This is a genomic window from Paenibacillus allorhizoplanae, assembly GCF_927798215.1.
In the GTDB taxonomy this organism is placed as follows: domain Bacteria; phylum Bacillota; class Bacilli; order Paenibacillales; family NBRC-103111; genus Paenibacillus_E; species Paenibacillus_E allorhizoplanae.
Genome location: NZ_CAKMMW010000018.1, coordinates 13,872 through 30,456 on the forward strand (window position 1 = coordinate 13,872; position 16,585 = coordinate 30,456).

Sequence of the window (16,585 nt, forward strand, 5' to 3'; positions counted from 1 at the left end):
TGAATTTCATGCCAAACATTAAATCCGCTATTAAACGAGTAAAAGTTAGCGAAAAGCGTCGTCTTCGCAACGCTTCCCACAAGTCCGCTTTGCGTACTGCTGTGAAAGCTTTCGAAACAGCTTTGACCCCTGAAGCTTTAGTTTCTGCTTCTAAGAAATTAGACAAAGCTGCTTCTAAAGGTTTAATTCATAAAAATGCCGCTAACCGCAAGAAGTCCCGTCTAGCTAAAAAGCTAAACGCTCTTTCGGCTCAAGCGTAATTCACGGACATAAAAGCAAAAGACTAATTCTCCTAGGAGAATTAGTCTTTTTTCCATTGTTCTTCCTAGGCAGCCAGCCTAAGAAGAAATAATTCCAACCCTAACACTTTATCAATTTTCCCCGTTTTCATCTGCAAATCAAGATCAGCAAGCTCACCCATAATTCGGCTCAGCTTCTGCCCCTCGTATTTTCGTGCCTGCCCTTCGGCAACTTTAACCGCAAAAGGATGCAAGCCAATTTGTGAAGCCATCTGTTGCTGTGAATAGCCCTGCTTGCCAAGCTCCTTCACCTGCAACATGATCCGGAATTGTCTGGCGATAAGCGACGCGATTTTGATCGGCTCCTCTCTCTGCTTCAGAAGCTCCTCTAAGATCACAAATGCCCGCTCCAACCGCACATTCACGATATCTTCAATAAGTATGAATACGTTCTGTTCCGTGCTCCGAGCGACCAATTGATCTATAACGTCAGATGAAGCTACTCCCTCGGCACCGACATATAAGGAAATCTTCTCAAGTTCGGCCGATAACGATTGCAAATTGCCTCCGGTATACAAGATCAACTGGTCTGCCGCGCCACCTGAGAATGTAAAGCCAAGCGTATTGGCTTGTTTAGCAACCCAATCCGTCAATTCCTCTGCGCTCAAAGAAAGGAACGGCACAGCGGCCTCCATATCCTTTAAAGCCTTTACAATCTTCTTACGCTCGTCCAATTTATCGGCATCCACTGTGAACACCACAACCGTATGTTCCGCTGGTGATTTCAAATAGTCTGTTAAGCGATCCATATTGTGCTCTAGCTTCGTATTTTCCTTCGCTCCAGTGAAAAACATTGCATTTTTAGCAATAACCAGTTTCTTCGGTACCATAAAAGGTAACGTTTCTGCATCATCTAGCGCAGATGAAAGTGGCATTTCACTCAAATCAAATTTACTCACTGCAAATTCCCGGTCTTCTGGCCCCATTAATGAATCTGTTAAAATCTGAATAAATTCGCGCATTTTATATTTCTCAGGTCCGTAGCATAAATAAACGGACGCTGGGCGGCCTGCTTGTATATCTTTTAATGCTCTTTTGACATCCATGACTAGCATTCACCCCTCCTGTTTATTTTAACAACAACAAAGGGATTACGTCAAAGCCCGAAGACTTTGATGCAATCCCTTCGCCAGTCTATTTAAACACCGATTCAAGGCCCTAGAAACCTTAACTCGTGTGGATGAATGAACTGTTCCATGTTCCCTAAGATAGTTTACGCAATTTCAGCCAAATTGGTGCAACGAAATTCCTTGTTATTTATTGGCTTCTGTTTTTTCTTTGACATCGATTAGAATCGTTTGAAGCAATCCTTTACTAATAACTTCATAAAACAGCTTGTCATCCTTCGACCATTCCAACAACTTGATTTGATCTTCTGCTTGCCATACATGCTCGGAAGCAAATACAAGCTCAAGCGTAAGGGTGTTTCGAATGACCACGTGCCGGTCTTCAATCGTTGCATCATAAGTACCCGTTGTAGACTTTAGCTTAGCCTCCCCTTGAGGAACGGTATAGGAGAGGATACCTTGACTCGCACTTATTCGGTCTGAACTCGAAGGATCAACGCTTGGTGCCGGCGCTGTTTTCCTAACTGGTGACTCCGTTGACTTCGGCTCTAACGATGATTGCGGTACGCTTAAGCCTGCGGCAGGCGTAGCGGCCTCAGCATTGGAATCAATCTTATCCGACTTTGGAACAGATGCATCTGGATCTCTCAACCGCTCTGGAGCAGAAGTAGATGGGGATACCTTGTTCGTCTGCATGTCACCACCATTCGTTGGCGAAGTATATGCACCTGGTTTTTCTAGCTGTGCGTTGGAAGTAGCCTGCGGCGAATTCCCACCGTTGCCAGTAGCAGTGTTTGCTGTGTTTGTCCCTTTTGCAAATGAATCGGCCGTTGGCGCAACTGGCGTTCCTTCATTTGTCGCAGTAGTTTCCTTGGTTTTAGCGATGTCATCGCTGCCTATTTGTTGATTCGTATCTGAAATTCCCGTTACACGCTTCTCCGCTGCAGCTTTGGAATCAGAGCTTGAACGAGACATAATACCGTCCGCATTGTCGATAACAGGTTTCTGCATATTAAATGCGAAAAATCCAATAATCAATCCCGCGGCAACAACACCGCTTGCGAATTTCCACGAGAACTGTTCTTTAAATCGGCTCATTCCTGAAAGCATAGGCCGGTCTACTTCTGACTCTACCCTAGCAACCTTCGATGGGAAGACAACGACATTGTCCGTCATTGACACCTCATTTTGTTTATCCAATTCAAGCAGCTGTGGCATAATAGCATCAACCAAACTGAAAGGCGGTTTAACCTTAGGAAGCTGGGACAATTCGTTCGACAATGCCTGCAGACGCTCAAACATCTGTGCACAGTCCAAACAATGCATAAGGTGAGCATGCAGCTCATTTTCTTCTTTTGGAGCTAAATCTCCATCTAGCTGTCTTTGCATGTACATCATCACCTCTTGACATTTCATCCCCGAACACCTCCTTTCTGATAATCTTGGAGTAACGACTGTAAGGTGTGTCTAGCTCGGAATAAGTAAGACTTCACCGTATTGAGTGGTAAGTTTAGCGATTCTGCAATTTCATGATACGAAAAGTCCTGCAAATAACGTAGAACAACTACAGTGCGATGGTGTTCGGGAAGCTTTTCAATTGCCTCTCTAATATCCTGAGCTAGGTAGCCTGTCAATATTTCCTGTTCTACATCATTATCAGCTGTAAAAGTCATCTCATGCTCATCCATAGAAACCGTTGGTTTCGCTCTGCGAAATTTATCGATGCAGATGTTCGTAACAATCCGCTGCACCCACGTTTTGAACAAGGCTTTTTCTTCATAGGAATTAATTTTGGTATAAATCCGAAGAAGAGCCTCTTGCGAAGCATCAAGCGCATCCTGTTCATTATTCAAAATATAAAAAGCCGTCCGATAAACGTGAGACTCAATCTCTCGCAATAGGGTAATGAGCGCATCACGGTCACCGGCTTGTGCTGATCTTACCAGTTCGGGTGCTATCACTGGGATCCCTCCCCCTTGCATTCTTACAGACGCAATGGCATCTCATAAGGTTGCAATTTTTTTAGAATAAATATATTAATAACTTGCATCTATCAGAATAACAAATAATGAGCCACATAACATCTTTTAGACGTAAAAAATGAAAATTAGTTTCATAATAGTTGATTTTTGCAAAAGAAAAAGCCCTAGAAGAACATTCCAACAGGAAATGCTGCTTCTAGGACTATACTTGCGGTGGGAGTGATAGTTTAAACCTTCCTCTTATTTCCATAATTTCATTCGTGTGAAAATCCCTGAATTCCGCACCTCCATCTGTACTTCCCCCATTCGATCAGTCCGATAAATGGCTACGTTCTCATTGACCAAGCGATCTGTAATTTCTGGAGAAGGATGGCCGTAGGTATTCATGGCACCCACTGAGATTACTGCCACAGCTGGTTTCCAGTAGGTCAACCACTCTGAAGTCGTTGAGGTTTTACTGCCATGGTGGGCAACTTTAAGAACATCGATTTTGTTATTGCTGCTAATGATTCGGGCGGCAGAGTTGGAGGAACCTACTAAAGCAGGATGATCACGTAAATAATCCAGCACTGCTGCTTCGGATTCTTTCTCCATATCCCCTGTGAACAGCCAACGTGTTCCTTGCATTTCAAGCAAGAAGACAACAGATCTCGCATTCTGCTCTTTGACAACTTCAATCATTGTCGGATTCGTTTCAAGTGGATAAATCACCTGTAACTTTGTGACGGGATCGATGTCGATCCAATCATCTACTTGCGCAGGTAATAAGGGAACATCCTTTTGAACCAATGTCGAAAAAAAGGTCGTCATCGAGCTGCTTTCCTTAAATGTTCCGTTAAATAGAAATTGCTTCACTGGAATTTGTTCAATAACAGCCTGTAAACCGCCGCTATGATCAGCATCCTCATGTGTAAGCACGAGAAGATCTAATCTTTGTATCCCCCGTTTCTTGAGGAGAGGAACAAGCAGTTTACGCCCTACTTCATACGGATCCTTGCGGATTTTCCAGTCATCACCTGCCTTATGGAATGTGAGTGTCCCTCCTCCATCGATTAATAAATGCCGACCGTAAGGCGTTCGAATTAGAATGGCATCACCTTGTCCAACATCGATAAATTGCACAAGCCCTGTTCGTTGAAAGCGATTCGGTGAATACCCCATCCATAACAGGATGAGAAATCCGCTTATTGCAAGAAGTAGACTGAGTTTAATTGGCATTCCCTGTGTGCTTCTCCTCGTACTAACCTCCAATATAATAGGTATCTTATCTTTCGAATGTAGGTAACTACGCTGCCAGAGTAAATAGATCATAACTAGAAATCCATAGTAAAAACAGATCCAAGCCATACTTGGCGATGGCCAAATCATCGTCAGATGAGGAATCTGTTGTAGTTGATCCGTAATCCAAAATATAGCTTGATTCAGCCAGGAGATGAGTAGTCCTATTCTTTGACCTAAAGGAATGTAAATGAGACCTATCGTTAAAGCAACCAAGCCTGCTGGAAACACGATCATGCTAATTACAGGGACTAACACGGCATTCGCTATCCAAGATAACAAGGAAAATTGATTAAAATAGTAAATGGAAACCGGAAAAGAGACGGATTGGGATACGAGTGTGATGGCGAGGGTGTTTCGGAGTGTAGGAGAAGTTAAGTAAGGTGTGAGCAATACCGTTACTCGTTGCACACCGAGGATGAGTCCAAGTGTGACTAGGAAGGAAAGCTGGAAGCTTACATCCAGCAAAAAGTAAGGGTCCCATACCAGCATAGCCCACGCTGCTACGGCTAGTATGTGCAAAACCTCTTTCATACCTCCGCGCCGAGCTGCGTACAGGGCGATCATCGACATTAGCCCTGCCCTGACTATGGACGGCGATGCCCCAGTCACGAGGACGTAGAACGGGAGCAAGCCCATGCAGATGAGCAGATAAGATTCTTTGGCGACTTTAAAACGGCGCAAGATCCAGATGCATACGCCTAAAAATACGGCAATATTCAAGCCTGAGATTGCTAAAATATGTGTTAGTCCCAGCTGTGAAAATTGCTGGAAGCGTTCTGGGTCCAGATCGTCCGTAAGGCCGATCAACATGCTTTTCATGAACCCCGCCTGCGACGCGGGAAAGATCACGTCCATGCACCTGCTGAGCGCAGCGCGCAGCTCGTCGTTCCAGCGTAGCATCTGGACGACGCTGAAGTGCGCTGCCGCAGGCTGCACCTGCGCCTGATCCACCCCTTTGGCTGAAAGCAGCCAATGGGTGTGGTGAAGGCGCAAATATCGGCGGTAGTCGAAGCCGCCGAAGTTGCGGGCCGGGGACGGGCTGCGCAGCGTCCCCGTTAGCGTGAGGGCGTCGCCGCGGCGCCAGCCCGACGCGATCGTCTGTTGCGCCTGCTCCATCAGGCGCAGCGAGACCTGCACGCTTTCCCCGCCGAGTGGGAAAGCGGTGTTGTCATGGAAGCGGACGGACTCCGCTTCCAGAGTGAAGCTGGCCCTGTCACCGTCAATGGTGACAGGGCTGGCAAACCGGCCGAGCAGCGTGGCCTCGCTGCCGTCAGGGCTGATCTGCTGCTGCTGCGCCAGCGGCAGCGAAGTGATGTTGCGCTGGTCGGTCCCTTGATAATAGCCGTAGGCTATTACGACCAGCAGCAAGGCGCCCAGCGTCTGCCGACCAGGCAGGCGCAGCGCGTAGAGGATGACAAGCGCGGCTAACAGCAGCGCGCTTGTCATCCATGTCAGCCACGGGAGCTCAGTATAGATCGCGAGCACATACCCACTTATCCACAGACAGCATCCTTGAACAACTGGTCTTTTCATTGGAGATCCTCCTTCATTTTCACTTTCTGACGATCCCAAATAAAAAACCTCTTTCTAACGCACCCACAATGGCTGCAATAGAAAGAGGTTCTTCCCCTTAACTACATTCCGTTCACATTTCTAAATCCATCTTGTTTCATAAATACAATTGACAGGCGAAAGCACTTGGATTATATTCGTTGTACATACAAAATACATCGGAGGTCTTAATATGACTAAGAAAGCTCAAGTAACAGAAACGGATAACAATGAAGCTTTTTTGCATCAATGCTTATACTTCACTACGAATCGGCTAAGTCGGGCCATTAGCCGAATGGCCGACGATGCATTTGCAACAACAGGGCTTGCACCTGCTTACGGTTATTTACTCAGACTGGTTGTTGCAAAACCTGGAATTCCACAGAAAGAGCTTTCAGAAAAGCTCTATATTACGCCATCTACTCTTACCAGATTTATCGATAAACTGGAGCAAAAACGACTCGTGGAGCGCCAAGTTAAAGGAAAAACTGTACTCGTCTTTCCCACAGAAAAAGCTATTGAAATCGAACCTTCGCTTCGTGCAGCATCGAAAGAGCTTCTTCGGACCTATAAGGCTATTCTTGGAGATGAGGTCGCTACGATCTTGACGCAATCTTTGGAATCGGCCAGTGAGAAATTAGAAATATAAGAGGTGTAGATTATGAATCAAACAAAAAGCAAGTTTTATTACGGCTGGATTATTGTGTTGCTAACGTTCGTCACATTACTTGTGTCAGCAGGCATACGCTCCATGCCAAGCGTCTTGATGATCCCTTTCCAAGAAGAATTCGGCTGGAGCCGTGGGGCTATATCAAGTGTTGCCTCTATCGGAATTTTACTATATGGACTTGTTGGTCCGTTTTCTGCAGCACTGTTATTGCGCTTCGGTATCCGCAAGGTTGTATTGCTCGCACTGTCCGTTCTAGGTGCCAGCCTTGCCGTTACGCCGCTGATTAATTCCTTGTGGCAGTTCGATTTGCTGTGGGGAGTCGTTTCCGGACTTGCAAGTGGAATGATGGCAAACGTGCTTGGTATCACTGTCAGCAATCTATGGTTCGTCAAACGTAAGGGGCTCGTAGTTGGCATACTAACAGCAAGTGCAGCAACGGGTCAGTTGCTATTTCTCCCATTAATTGCAAAGGTGACTTCCGATTACGGCTGGCGGTATGCGATGTATGCAGCGGTAGCCGCTATCGTAGTTGTCTTTATTCTGGTAGCCATATGGATGAAGAATAATCCTTCAGATGTTGGTGCAGCGCCATACGGTGCCACAGAGGTTGTAAAGCCAGAGCCTTTCAGGGGCAATGTATTTCTCACCCCCATCCAGAACCTCGTTATTGCAAGTAAAAATAAAACATTTTGGCTGCTCGCGGGCACCTTCTTCATTTGTGGATTCTCGACAAATGGTTTGATAGGCACACACCTCATTGCCGCTTGCGGAGATTACGGGATGATGGAAGTCGCCGCTGCCGGACTTCTAGCCATGATGGGCGCTTTTGATTTATTCGGAACAACGATATCTGGCTGGTTAACTGACCGATTCGACAGCCGCTGGCTACTTTTCTGGTACTACGGTCTACGCGGTTTATCCCTCATATTCTTACCGTATGCATTGGCTACTACTCCGTACATGCTAGTCGTGTTCTCGGTATTTTATGGACTCGATTGGATCGCAACCGTACCGCCAACTGCTAAACTTGCAGGAGAAACATTCGGTAAAGAAAAATCTGGCATGATTTTCGGCTGGATTGTGGTGGCTCATCAGATCGGTGCCTCCTTTGCCGCGTATGGTGCCGGTATAATGCGTGACTGGCTTGGCAGCTACTCGCAAGCTTTCTTTATTGCTGGTCTTACCTGCTTCATTGCCGCTTTATTCGCTATTCGTATACAGCGACAACTTAAAAAGCACAAAGAACAGGCCGTAATGTTGTAAACCTTTATATGTAGTCGCTCAAGCATAGGCACTGCCGTATAAGCAGCTATGGGGGTTGTCAACACAATGACTAATTCCCTAGCTCTCGAATACGAATCAAACAAGCACATTTGCATGAACGCGTGCTTTCTAGGCTTCGTCAAAGCTGGCAGCGTGCTAATTAATTCACTACCTCCGATACCGTACCTGCAGGCGGCTCATATGCGGTCAACTGACGGAACGAGATGCCTCTAGCTCCCATCAACTCGCTAACCTTCTCATGATCCTTCGGATACCCCCGATGAAACACGATCTCTGTCACTCCGCTGTTAGCCAACATGTTAGCACAGGTCCAGCAAGGCTGATCCGTCACATATACGGTAGAACCCTCGCGATCTTCCCGATCGGTAAAAAGCAATAAATTCTGCTCTGCATGAATGGTACGTATGCAACGGTGTTTCCGCACGACTTCTTCTACATCGGCAACGACCTTCAGCTCGATTTCTTCCACAAGCATGCAGCCTGCTTCCGTGCAATCTGCTACGCCCATCGGTGCGCCATTATACGCTGTTCCGAGCAACTTCTTTCCTTGAACGAGTACTGCTCCAACATGTCTACGATTGCACCGTGAGCGTGTGGAGGCCATATAGGCAATATCGAGGAAATACGTATCCCAATCTTTCCGGATGCTCATGATGATTGACTCCCTCCTGATGACTAGATTTTCCATTACTATTTGCGAAGTTAAAACGATTTCTAGTATTTTCTCATATTTTGCTAGAAATGAAAAGACGACGCTAGACTGGCCCTACATATATGAACCCTTTCAGCTTCTCAAACATTTTATCTCCGATCCCTTTCACGTCCTTGAGTTCTTCGACTCGCTTGAAACGTCCCTTTTTCATACGGTACTCGAGAATAGTTTTGGCTTTACTTTCTCCGATCCCCGGCAGTTTATCTAACTGCTCCAACGTAGCCGTGTTTAAATCTAAAAGTCTCTTTTGAGCTTCATTCGATGGAAGTGCAGGTATTGGAGGTACAGGACTAGCAGCGGAGGTTGGATGAGTCTCTGAAGATGGAGGCGAAGTTTGCGTGCTTGCTCCCGTTGAACTTGAGGGTGTGGATATCACTTCTGAAGATGACGATGATTCATTCGAACTCGCCTTTGGTGTTACTCTAGCTTTTTCATTACCGACGGACGCAGCTTTCCCTGTTGCCGCTTTTTTCTCATTCTCCCCTTGCACAAGCAATTCTTCCATCTGGGCATTGATCGGCATGAACGCTGTTTGAATGGTTGCCTGTCCTCCACGTAGAAATGGCCACACAACCCAAACAAAAAGCGAGACAGCACCAAGAATCAGCCCAATTTTCTTTATTTTATTTCCAAATAAATCCACATACTACCTTCTTTCTTAGCATATTTGCGTTTGGGCAACCATATACATGAAAAAGCGTCCCATTGACCACACGACTAGTCACAATACGGATGAGACGATGCTTGGACCTCTATCCTTGCCTTTCATGGCTGAGCGACCGCGATTATAGGTTGGTATTCGTATAAAGACTGATTTTATCGGGAGGGATCACTTGATGAAAGCTGGATTCATCGGTACTGGAAGTATGGGAAGTATACTGATTGAAGCATTCATTCATTCCGGGGCATTCAATCCCGAGCAAATTATTGCTAGCAATCGCACATCACGTAAAGTTGAACTACTTGCGGAGAACTATCCTGGCCTGCACGTGGCTGAAACGAATCGAGAAGTCGTGCGTGGAAGTGATTTGATTTTCTTATGTGTGAAACCATCTGAATTCATAAAGGTTATTGATGAAATCAAAGAGGACGTGCTTTCCTCTCAATTTATAATATCCATCACGAGTCCTATTCTGATTAAGCATTTAGAAGGTCTTTTACCAGCTAAAATTAGTAAAATCATACCAAGTATCACGAACTACGTTTTAAGTGGTGCTACGTTATGTATTCATGGAAATCGCATGCAGCCTGAAGATAAAGAATGGCTTGAAAACATTTTTACACATATTTCTACACCCATACGTGTATCCGAGAATTATACGAGAATTTCATCAGATTTATCTAGTTGTGGACCTGCTTTTCTAGCTAGCTTTATTCAAGCATTCATTGATGCGGCTGTAGAAGAAACAGGTATTTCTGCTGAAGAGGCCACATTACTGGCAAGTGAAATGACGTTAGGTACAGGAAAGTTACTTACAACGGGAGGCTTCAACCCTGTTAGCTTACAAAAGCGGGTATCTGTTCCTGGAGGCATCACGGCAGAGGGTTTGCGTATTTTGGAAAAAGAGCTTTGCGGAGTTTTCTCTCAAGTAATTAATGCTACACATGCGAAATATGAAGAAGACATTGAGAAGGCTGAGCAGCTTTTCACCTTAAAGCAAAAGCAGTAGCCTTCCCAACGCATTAGACCTTCATTTCTTAACCAACGACGATATTGACTAATTTACCCTTTACAACAATCAATTTGCGAACGGCCTTTCCGGCGGTCGCTTCTTTGACTTTGTCGAGTTCAAAAGCCATTTTCTCCATCGCTGCTTCATCTGTATCTTTGGAAATCATCACGCGATCAACAATTTTCCCATTGATCTGAACAACGATTTCAACTTCATTATCCACGGTCCATGCTTCATCATAAGCTGGCCATGCTTCGTACGTAATGGATTCTACGCCGCCTAATTTCTCCCAAAGCTCTTCTGCTAAGTGAGGTGCGATCGGGGAAAGCATTTGCACGAAGTTTTTCATCGCTTCCAGTGGCAAGCGCTCTGTTTTGTAAGCTTCATTTACGAAAATCATCATTTGACTAATCGCTGTGTTGAAGCGAAGCGCATCGAAATCTTCTGTAATTTTTTTGATCGAACGGTGCCATGTACGTTTAAATGTATCGCTGCCTAGCATCTCATCTGCGCTAATTTTGGAGTGAACTTGACCGTTGTCATCAACGAACAGTCTCCACACGCGATTCAAGAAACGGTAGATTCCGTCTACACCCGTTGTATTCCACGGTTTAGTCGCTTCCAATGGTCCCATGAACATTTCATAAATACGAAGTGTATCCGCACCTTGATCGCTCACGATATCATCTGGATTCACAACATTGCCGCGTGATTTACTCATTTTCTCCATGTTCTCGCCAAGAATCATCCCTTGGTTAACAAGCTTATGGAATGGCTCTTTGGTATGCACAAAACCAAGATCATAAAGCACTTTATGCCAGAAACGTGCGTACAGCAAGTGAAGAACTGCGTGCTCCGCTCCACCAATATATAGATCAACTGGCAACCATTGCTTTTGCAGCTCATCTGAACAGAAGGCTTGATCATTCTTTGGATCGATGAAACGCAGGTAATACCAGCAGCTTCCCGCCCATTGCGGCATCGTATTCGTCTCACGGCGAGCTTTCATACCCGTTTCTGGGTCAATCGTATTCACCCATTCAGAAACGTTAGCAAGCGGTGACTCCCCAGTACCGGATGGTTTGATTTCATCCACTTGTGGAAGCAATAATGGCAGTTGATCCACAGGAACAGGTTTCATGGTGCCATCTTCAAGGTGAAGAATTGGAATCGGCTCACCCCAGTAGCGTTGACGACTGAACAGCCAATCTCTCAAACGATACGTTACTTTGCCGCGGCCTTTGCTATTTTGCTCCAACCAAGCGATCATGTGGCTAATGCCTTGCTCAATGTTCAATCCATCGATTGGACCAGAATTCACATGCTTGCCGTCGCCTGCATAGGCTTCCTTCTCCACGTCTCCGCCTTGAACCACTTCGATAATTGGCAAATCAAATTGCTTCGCAAATTCCCAGTCACGTTGATCGTGACCTGGAACTGCCATGATCGCCCCAGTACCGTAACCGCCAAGGACATAATCAGCGATCCAGATCGGCACTTTCGTGTCATTAACCGGATTGATCGCATAAGACCCTGTGAACACACCGGATTTGTCTTTCGCCAAATCTGTACGCTCCAAGTCGCTTTTACGTGAAGCTTTCTCTTGATATTCTTTGATCGCAGCTGATTGCGCTTCAGTTGTGATCTGCGCTACAAGCTCATGTTCCGGCGCTAATACACAATAAGTTGCACCGAAGAGTGTATCTGGACGCGTAGTGAAAACCGTTAAACTTTTCTCCGCATGACCTTCAATCGCGAATTGAACCTCAGCACCAGTCGATTTACCAATCCAGTTACGCTGCATATCTTTAATACTTTCAGACCAATCAAGTTCCTCAAGATCTTCAAGCAAACGTTCCGCATACTCCGTAATTCTCAAAATCCACTGACGCATCGGTTTCCGAATTACTGGATGGTTACCACGTTCGCTCAATCCATCGATGACTTCCTCATTAGCCAAAACCGTACCTAGCGCTGGACACCAGTTAACTGGCACTTCGTCGACGTAAGCAAGCCCTTTATTGTACAGCTGGATGAAAATCCATTGTGTCCATTTGTAATACTCCGGATCCGTCGTACTAATCTCCCGATCCCAATCATAGGAGAAGCCCAGTGATTTAATTTGACGGCGGAACGTATCAATGTTTTTCTTCGTAAATTCGCGAGGATCATTCCCTGTGTCTAAGGCATATTGCTCAGCAGGAAGTCCGAACGCATCCCAGCCCATTGGGTGAAGGACATTAAAGCCTCTCATCCGTTTAAAACGGGAAACGATATCTGTCGCTGTGTAGCCTTCTGGATGACCTACGTGCAAGCCAGCTCCTGATGGGTATGGGAACATATCCAACGCATAGAATTTCGGCTTATCCGAATTTTCCAATACCTTAAAAGTTTTCTTCGCATCCCAGTAAGCCTGCCATTTGGGTTCAATCGCTTGCGGATTATAGCCCTGTTGTTCTTTCGTTTCTTTCAATTCCTGTGTCATGACCTTCCATGCCTCCTTAAGTTGCTCTCTGCTCATGTATGCCTATACGCACAAAAAAACCTCACATCGCTAGCGGATATCGCTAGGGACGAGAGGTATAATTCCCGTGGTACCACCCTAGTTAACACAAGGCGTTCTTCACCTGTGTTCACTCTGCCCCTTAACGCGGGTGAGACGATCCAGCTAGCGCATCTGATCCAGGATCAGGCGGTTCACCTTCTAGCTCCGAGGCGAGTTCTCAAGACTAACATCTGCCGGCTCACACCCTAGCTCCGACTCTCTGAAAGATGCTGTACAAGGTACTATTCCTCATCTAAGCTTTCCATACAACTGATTAGCTTTGATTATATGTAAAATAATGCCGCACTGTCAAGCCGATGACGAATCCCGTCGGCATTATTTTTTCGCAATGAAGAAAGCGCGCTCTGTCTTCTCAGTAGGTTGCTCCCATGTAAAGTCAGCTGCTTGATGTACCTCACGAAAACCTACCTCGATCAGCATTTGTTCCAGCCACTGCAAGGGATATGCTCTTTGTTCATGCGTCTCATCAATGCGACGGAAGGTTTCCTGCTGGCCGATGTCCTTGACGAAGATCGTTAAATCATGTTCAATCTGAACACGTTCCTCATCTAATTCGCTTGTCCATATGTAAGCAACATCGTCTTCATTTAGAAAAAAGGGCTGCGATTCTGCATATGCGAACAATTGCTGTGGCGTATGTACATCAAAGAGGAATATCCCACCTGGCTTAAGTCCCGCCCATGTTTGACGGAAAGCATCCACGATGTCTTCTTCCTCTAGTAAATAGTTGAGGCTGTCACAAAACGAGATCGCCATATCCACTTCCTCGCCAAGTTCCCATTCGCGTATATCCTGCTGAATCCAACGAATGCCACCGCCGCGAAGCTGACTGGGTTGTTCGCTATACTTCTGCTCAGCGACAGCCAACATATCCTCGGACAGATCTATGCCAGTCACCTGAATACCTTCAGAAGCCAATGGAATTGACAAATTACCTGTTCCGCAACCTAAATCAACGAGCGTTGCAGGCTTTACACCAAACCGCACGAAACTTTCCTTCACAAATCGAAGCCAGTCTTCATACGGCATGCTGTTCATCAAGCGATCGTACGTGTAGGCGAATTTTTCGTAACTCATCTCAGCCTTGCGTCTCCTCTTGTTTCAGATAGGTCCAATCTGCTTCCTGATAGATGAGCCCATCTTTCATAAGTTTACCTAAGGCACGTTTGAAGGCTGCCTTACTTAGTCCGAATTTATCTTTAATAACATCAGCTTGTGTTTTATCCGAGAATGGCATCGCATTTCCTGGGCGTTCACGCAGCACTTCAAGGATGCGATCTGCATCTTCATCGCGTCCTTTTTCCTTAGGAAGCCTCATGGATAGATTAACTCGTCCATCTTCTTCACGGACGAAAGCAATCCTTACATCCACTTGCTCACCTACGCGAAGTAAACGTGTTCGCTCTTGTGGGATGATAAGCCCAATGACGCCATATCCAAGGACACCTGCTTCACAGATGACGAAAGTACCCATTTGCAGAGGGCGATACACGCGTGCTTTCACCCATTGGTTCGTCCAACTTGAAGGTGCTCTTACACAAAGTGGAGCCAAATCCTCTTCAAGCGCCAACTTAGCAATTAATCGGCCTTGTCGGTCATGCGCAAGCGTTGCATACACTTTGTCCCCAACTTGAGGACGAAGATCCTCGAATTCAGGTACATTCCGGTATGGTAAAAGCAGATGACGTCCTAGACCCATTTCCAAGAAATAGCCGAAACGCGGATGAATATCAACAACCTCTAAAAGTCCCACCTGACCCATGGTCAGTAGTGGACGTTTCATAGTGGCCATGATTCGATCCTGCGTATCGTGGAATAAAAACACTTCCACTTTATCTCCCGGACTAATTCGATTACCTACGATTTCTGCGTAAGGGAGCAGAAAATCCTGATAACCATCGCTCAGGAAGAAGCCGTTTGGTGGAACTTCCCTTGCTACCTCTAAGGTAACAAGGGATCCTGCTTCCATTCTCATACGCGCTCCACAACTTTAGCATCGGACCAAAGTCTTTCGATGTTATAGTATTCACGGTCATCACGATGGAAAACGTGGAGAACAACATCCCCTAAATCAAGCAGTACCCATCTTGCGGTATCAACGCCTTCAAACCCACGAATATGAACACCATGTTCGTGTGCTTTTTTACGAGCCTCGCCCGCAATCGCTTGAACTTGTGTTTCCGAATTCCCGTGACAAATAACGAAATAATCAGCGATTAAGGATACGCCTTTCAAATTCAGGCTAACGATATCTGCCGCTTTCTTGTCTTCCGCTGCCTCAACAACGAATGCTAATATTTCTTCTGGGTTTTTACTCATGCAATCATCCTCCATGTCATTAGGTGTGTAGTTGTATTTGTTCCAATAAATCATTCCGTGTCAAAATTGTTAATGGATAAATGCGCTTTCCTTTGGAAATCAAGAAGTTGATCGTGGAGTCGAAACCAGCAATCAACGCGCGTTCAAGACTCGTTTTTGCCAGTTCACGAATAGTTTCGACTCCTGGAAAATCACGACCTGGCTCCATATAATCCGCCAAGCAAACAATTTTGTCAAGCAGCGTCATCTGTTCTCGACCAGACGTATGATACCGAATTGCATCTAAAATTTCCTCGTCGTCGATTCCGAATTGCGTCTTCGCAATGAAAGCCCCTGCGTGTGAATGCCATAACTCCTTATCGAAAACTAACAAATCTTGCGGTAAATCGTTCTCACGAATAATCTTAGCTTGCTCCCCAGTAGGCCAATACTTGCAATAATCGTGCAAAATCGCTGCAACATCCGCTTTGACCGCATCCCCGCCAAATCGTTCTGCCAGCATAACGCTCGTTTCCATCACACCAAGCGTATGCTGCCAACGCCGCTCCGGCATTTGCTCCTTCACAGCTGCCATGAGTTCTTCACGTTTCATATAAGCCATTCACCTCCATGAATTGCCCAACCTTATCTGGCACAAGATACCTGACAGGATCCCTCTTCAGTCTCAACGCCCGAATAGCTGTCGATGAAATTTCAACGAGGGGCATCGGAACAAGCTTCACTCGGTTTCGGATATGTTCGGGAAGCTGTTTCAAGTCCAGCTCATAACCAGGTCTAGCTAATCCAATAAAATGAATATGCCGCACGATGTCATCGATGCGATGCCACTGCGGCAAATACTGAACCATATCCGCGCCAATAATGTAAGTGAACGCGATGTCCGGATATTGCGATTTCAACAGCTCGATCGTATCGATACTATAGGATACGCCGCCTTTGTTAATTTCGATATCGATAGGACGAAAAAAAGGATTGCCTTCTGCAGCAAGGCAAACCATCTCCCAACGCTGCTGGCTCGTTCCTTTCGGGGCATTAGGTTTATGCGGCGGGACGTTCGCTGGCATAAGCCAAACCTCGTCCAAGCCCCCTTCCACCCTCGCACGTTCAGCTGCGATTAAATGACCGGTATGAATGGGATCGAACGTACCTCCCATAATTCCGACAAGCATACGTCCACCTCA

The 16,585-nt window shown here is 45.9% G+C and carries 16 protein-coding genes and 1 other annotated feature; of the genes, 4 read left to right on the forward strand and 12 right to left on the reverse strand.

Annotated elements, in window-relative coordinates; genetic code table 11:
* Positions 1-8: 8 nt before the first annotated feature.
* Positions 9-260, forward strand: a complete 252-nt coding sequence (gene rpsT, locus L6I86_RS24350) for a 30S ribosomal protein S20 (protein ID WP_056609803.1) — start codon at positions 9-11, stop codon at positions 258-260.
* 65 nt (positions 261-325) lie between these two features.
* Here rpsT and holA read toward each other — a convergent pair whose 3' ends face one another.
* The 4 genes from holA to L6I86_RS24370 form a co-directional block, all read right to left on the reverse strand.
* The gene (holA, locus tag L6I86_RS24355) at positions 326-1,345 is read right to left on the reverse strand and encodes a DNA polymerase III subunit delta (RefSeq protein ID WP_236291013.1); all 1,020 of its coding nucleotides are present in this window, start codon (positions 1,343-1,345) and stop codon (positions 326-328) included.
* Positions 1,346-1,552: 207 nt separating this feature from the next.
* Entirely contained in the window at positions 1,553-2,782 is a 1,230-nt protein-coding gene (locus tag L6I86_RS24360) for an anti-sigma factor family protein (protein ID WP_236291014.1), read from the reverse strand.
* On the reverse strand, positions 2,779-3,327 hold the full coding sequence (locus tag L6I86_RS24365) for an RNA polymerase sigma factor (RefSeq protein ID WP_056609807.1): 549 nt from the start codon (positions 3,325-3,327) through the stop codon (positions 2,779-2,781). Before L6I86_RS24365 ends, L6I86_RS24360 begins: the two co-directional genes overlap by 4 nt.
* 261 nt (positions 3,328-3,588) lie before the next feature.
* Complete coding sequence (locus L6I86_RS24370; protein ID WP_236291015.1) at positions 3,589-6,162, reverse strand: DNA internalization-related competence protein ComEC/Rec2; 2,574 nt, start codon at positions 6,160-6,162, stop codon at positions 3,589-3,591.
* 211 nt (positions 6,163-6,373) lie between these two features.
* Between L6I86_RS24370 and L6I86_RS24375 the strand changes: the two genes are divergently transcribed.
* Positions 6,374-6,829 carry a MarR family winged helix-turn-helix transcriptional regulator gene (locus L6I86_RS24375; protein ID WP_236291016.1) on the forward strand — a complete coding sequence of 152 codons (456 nt, stop codon included), beginning with the start codon at positions 6,374-6,376 and terminating at the stop codon, positions 6,827-6,829.
* Positions 6,830-6,841: 12 nt separating this feature from the next.
* A complete protein-coding gene (locus L6I86_RS24380; protein WP_236291017.1) occupies positions 6,842-8,113 on the forward strand; it encodes an MFS transporter in 1,272 nt (423 codons plus the stop codon).
* 160 nt (positions 8,114-8,273) lie between these two features.
* On the opposite strand, the gene L6I86_RS24385 is transcribed toward L6I86_RS24380, so the two are convergent.
* Positions 8,274-8,786 (reverse strand): deoxycytidylate deaminase, encoded by a 513-nt coding sequence (locus L6I86_RS24385; RefSeq protein WP_068670901.1) that lies wholly within the window; start codon positions 8,784-8,786, stop codon positions 8,274-8,276.
* Between the two features lie 103 nt (positions 8,787-8,889).
* Positions 8,890-9,489, reverse strand: a complete 600-nt coding sequence (locus tag L6I86_RS24390; RefSeq protein ID WP_236291018.1) for a ComEA family DNA-binding protein — start codon at positions 9,487-9,489, stop codon at positions 8,890-8,892.
* 193 nt (positions 9,490-9,682) lie between these two features.
* On the opposite strand from L6I86_RS24390, the gene comER reads away from it, so the two are divergent.
* Complete coding sequence (gene comER / locus L6I86_RS24395) at positions 9,683-10,516, forward strand: late competence protein ComER (RefSeq protein ID WP_236291019.1); 834 nt, start codon at positions 9,683-9,685, stop codon at positions 10,514-10,516.
* 28 nt (positions 10,517-10,544) lie between these two features.
* Here comER and leuS read toward each other — a convergent pair whose 3' ends face one another.
* From leuS to nadD, 6 genes are all read right to left on the reverse strand, one after another.
* Positions 10,545-13,004 carry a leucine--tRNA ligase gene (gene leuS, locus L6I86_RS24400; RefSeq protein WP_236291020.1) on the reverse strand — a complete coding sequence of 820 codons (2,460 nt, stop codon included), beginning with the start codon at positions 13,002-13,004 and terminating at the stop codon, positions 10,545-10,547.
* Between the two features lie 81 nt (positions 13,005-13,085).
* Positions 13,086-13,329, reverse strand: a binding site (T-box leader).
* Positions 13,330-13,400: 71 nt separating this feature from the next.
* On the reverse strand, positions 13,401-14,162 hold the full coding sequence (locus L6I86_RS24405; RefSeq protein ID WP_236291021.1) for a class I SAM-dependent DNA methyltransferase: 762 nt from the start codon (positions 14,160-14,162) through the stop codon (positions 13,401-13,403).
* Position 14,163: 1 nt separating this feature from the next.
* On the reverse strand, positions 14,164-15,060 hold the full coding sequence (locus L6I86_RS24410) for a CvfB family protein (RefSeq protein ID WP_236291022.1): 897 nt from the start codon (positions 15,058-15,060) through the stop codon (positions 14,164-14,166).
* On the reverse strand, positions 15,057-15,404 hold the full coding sequence (gene rsfS, locus L6I86_RS24415; protein ID WP_028557974.1) for a ribosome silencing factor: 348 nt from the start codon (positions 15,402-15,404) through the stop codon (positions 15,057-15,059). Before rsfS ends, L6I86_RS24410 begins: the two co-directional genes overlap by 4 nt.
* 19 nt (positions 15,405-15,423) lie before the next feature.
* Positions 15,424-15,996, reverse strand: coding sequence for a bis(5'-nucleosyl)-tetraphosphatase (symmetrical) YqeK (gene yqeK / locus L6I86_RS24420; RefSeq protein WP_236291023.1), 573 nt, complete (start codon positions 15,994-15,996; stop codon positions 15,424-15,426).
* Positions 15,986-16,573 carry a nicotinate-nucleotide adenylyltransferase gene (gene nadD, locus L6I86_RS24425; protein WP_236291024.1) on the reverse strand — a complete coding sequence of 196 codons (588 nt, stop codon included), beginning with the start codon at positions 16,571-16,573 and terminating at the stop codon, positions 15,986-15,988. The genes yqeK and nadD overlap by 11 nt, the downstream gene beginning before the upstream one ends.
* Positions 16,574-16,585 lie beyond the last annotated feature (12 nt).